General features: G+C 55.6%; 3 protein-coding genes. All 3 read right to left on the reverse strand.

What is annotated here, in order from left to right:
- Positions 1–8: 8 nt before the first annotated feature.
- Genes ACSIPU_RS30120 through sul2 form a run of 3 tightly spaced genes read right to left on the reverse strand, consistent with a single transcriptional unit; the run spans position 9 to position 2,524 of the window.
- The gene (locus tag ACSIPU_RS30120; RefSeq protein ID WP_000480968.1) at positions 9–845 is read right to left on the reverse strand and encodes an aminoglycoside O-phosphotransferase APH(6)-Id; all 837 of its coding nucleotides are present in this window, start codon (positions 843–845) and stop codon (positions 9–11) included.
- Complete coding sequence (gene aph(3'')-Ib, locus ACSIPU_RS30125) at positions 845–1,648, reverse strand: aminoglycoside O-phosphotransferase APH(3'')-Ib (RefSeq protein ID WP_001082320.1); 804 nt, start codon at positions 1,646–1,648, stop codon at positions 845–847. The genes ACSIPU_RS30120 and aph(3'')-Ib overlap by 1 nt, the downstream gene beginning before the upstream one ends.
- 60 nt (positions 1,649–1,708) lie before the next feature.
- Positions 1,709–2,524, reverse strand: a complete 816-nt coding sequence (gene sul2, locus ACSIPU_RS30130) for a sulfonamide-resistant dihydropteroate synthase Sul2 (RefSeq protein ID WP_001043260.1) — start codon at positions 2,522–2,524, stop codon at positions 1,709–1,711.
- Between the last annotated feature and the right edge of the window lie 302 nt (positions 2,525–2,826).

Below are 2,826 nucleotides of genomic sequence, written 5' to 3' on the forward strand. Positions count from 1 at the left end.
CTTGATATCTAGTATGACGTCTGTCGCACCTGCTTGATCGCGGCCGCGATAGCTAGATCGCGTTGCTCCTCTTCTCCATCCGCGTTCCAAGCTGCGGAAAGGCACCCATAAGCGTACGCCTGGTCGAGCAGGCGACGCGGATCGACGTCCAGCGCACGAGAGAATGCGTCCGCCATCTGTGCAATGCGTCTAGGATCGAGACAAAGGTCGTCTCTGTCAGCCGGATCGTAGAACATATTGGCGGCGCCAAAGCCCACTTCACCGACCAGACCGACGGGATCTATCACCAGCCAGCCGCGACTGGAGAACATGATGTTTTCATGATGCAGATCGCCATGTAGCCCACGCAGTTCCGAGGCATTGCTCATCATTTGATCGGCTATAATCGCCGCGTGGACGTAGTCAGTTTGACAACCTGCGTTTTGATCATCGCGCGCCCGCTGAAACAAAGCTGCAAAGCGATCCCGGATCGGGAGAAGGGCAGAAGGCAGGGGTTCCTCAGATGCGGCATACAGCTTCGCCATTAGTTCCGCTGCAATTTCGGTCGCCTGGTAGTCGCCGTGCTCGGCAACGATGTGAGAGAGCATTCGCTCCCCGGCATATTCGAGCAACATCAGATTGTTCTCACGACCGAGCAACCGGACTGCTCCCCTCCCATTGCGCCATACCAGATAGTCGGCCCCGCGCAGTTCATCAGCAATGTCTTCTATAGGTTTCAATCCCTTGACGATTGCAGGAGTCCCGTCTGGCAATGAAACTTTCCAAACGAGGCTGGAAAAGGTGTCCGCAATGAGAACAGGTTGCGAAACGTGCCAATGAGCAGGAAAAACAGGCGGCATGAACATCAACCCCAAGTCAGAGGGTCCAATCGCAGATAGAAGGCAAGGCGTTCGCGGTCGGGGGCTTCGATCCCCAATACATTGAATAGGACAGCGAAGGCGCGCTCTGCTTCATCTGGCGCTGCCCAGTTCTCTTCGGCGTTAGCAATCATGAGTGCCAAATCGGCATAGCGATCTGCTGTTCCGAGCCGCCCAAGGTCGATCAGACCCGTGCATTGAAGAGTTTTAGGGTCCACCATGAAGTTCGGCATGCAGGGATCACCATGGCAAACAACCATATCGGTGCGCTCTTGGTCGAGCCGCACCGGTAGCTCTCGTTCGACACGAGCCAAAAGATCGAGCTGCGGCGTACTCTTGTCCTCGTCCGGTAAGAAGTCGGGATTGACGGCATTGCGGGACACCACATCAACGGCGCGTCCGAACATTCGCGACAGCCTGCGCTCAAACGGACATTGATCAACCGATAGGCTGTGAACAGCGCCAAGTTGCTGCCCCATTGACGGCCACGCTTTGAGCAAATCCGCTCCAGACAGATCAGCCGCCGGTACTCCCGGAATTGCCGTTATCACCAAGCATGCACCCTCCTGTTCCTCCTGCCAGTTGATGACCTCGGGGCAAGCCACACCTCGACCTTTGAGCCAAATGAGGCGGTCACGCTCTCCAGCGAGCTCACCGCGGCGGGAAGCAGGTGCGATTTTCGCGAAGGCATGCCCGTCACCACGTCGAAAAACAAAATCACCAGATTCTCCGCCTCTGACAGGCAACCAGTCAGAATGCGATTTACCAAAAAAAATATTAGTTCGATTCAATGGAGGTTCCTTCAGTTTTCTGATGAAGCGCGAATATAGAGAAATATCCCGAATGTGCAGTTAACGAATTCTTGCGGTTTCTTTCAGCGCCGCCAATACCGCCAGCCCGTCGCGCAAGGGGCGCGGCTCGTGTGTGCGGATGAAGTCAGCTCCACCTGCGGCGGCGGCAAGCTCTGCAGCGAGTGTCGCGGCCCCGACATCCCCCGGACCACGGCCTGTGAGCGCGCGCAGAAAGGATTTGCGCGAAACAGACAGAAGCACCGGCAAATCGAAGCGCAGCCGCAATTCATCGAACCGCGCCAGCACCGAGAGCGAGGTTTCGGGAGCAGCCCCCAGAAAAAACCCCATGCCGGGATCAAGGACAAGGCGGTTGCGTTTGATACCGGCACCCGTCAGCGCCGCGATGCGCGCGTCAAAGAACGCCGCAATGTGATCCATGATGTCGCCAGCGGGTGCCTCGCGCCGATCTGCCTGCCCGTCTTGCACCGAATGCATAACGACGAGTTTGGCAGATGATTTCGCCAATTGCGGATAGAACGCAGCGTCTGGAAAACCGCGAATATCATTGAGATAGGCCACACCACGCGACAAGGCATAGGCTTGCGTCGCGGGTTGATAACTGTCGAGCGAGACGGGAATGCCATCTGCCTTGAGCGCGTCCAGCACCGGCGCGATACGCGCGATTTCTGTGTCGGACGAAACAGGCGCGGCGTCGGGATTGCTGGATGCCGGACCGAGGTCGATCACATCTGCCCCCTCGGCCATCAGCTTACGCGCCTGCGCAATGGCTGCGTCTGGCGCCAGATACCGGCCTCCATCGGAGAAACTGTCCGAGGTTATGTTGACGATGCCGAAAATGATGAGCGATTTATTCATGGGGGCTTCTATAATAATAATAATCGAGCATGAGTCTCATACGGATGCTCGGGTCGAAAGGGAATCCCCAGGCGAGTAACCTGTTTGCGGTGATCCATTAGCTGCAGGAGCAGAATAGCATACATCTGGAAGCAAAGCCAGGAAAGCGGCCTATGGAGCTGTGCGGCAGCGCTCAGTAGGCAATTTTTCAAAATATTGTTAAGCCTTTTCTGAGCATGGTATTTTTCATGGTATTACCAATTAGCAGGAAAATAAGCCATTGAATATAAAAGATAAAAATGTCTTGTTTACAATAGAGTGGG

The organism is Klebsiella sp. HN106, assembly GCF_051209435.1.
GTDB classification, from domain to species: Bacteria; Pseudomonadota; Gammaproteobacteria; order Enterobacterales; family Enterobacteriaceae; genus Klebsiella; species Klebsiella oxytoca.

Bases quoted from the DNA above. Each gene is read 5' to 3' on its own strand.
- ACSIPU_RS30120 (WP_000480968.1), bottom strand. From the start codon at position 845: ATGTTCATGCCGCCTGTTTTTCCTGCTCATTGGCACGTTTCGCAACCT.
- sul2 (WP_001043260.1), bottom strand. From the start codon at position 2,524: ATGAATAAATCGCTCATCATTTTCGGCATCGTCAACATAACCTCGGAC.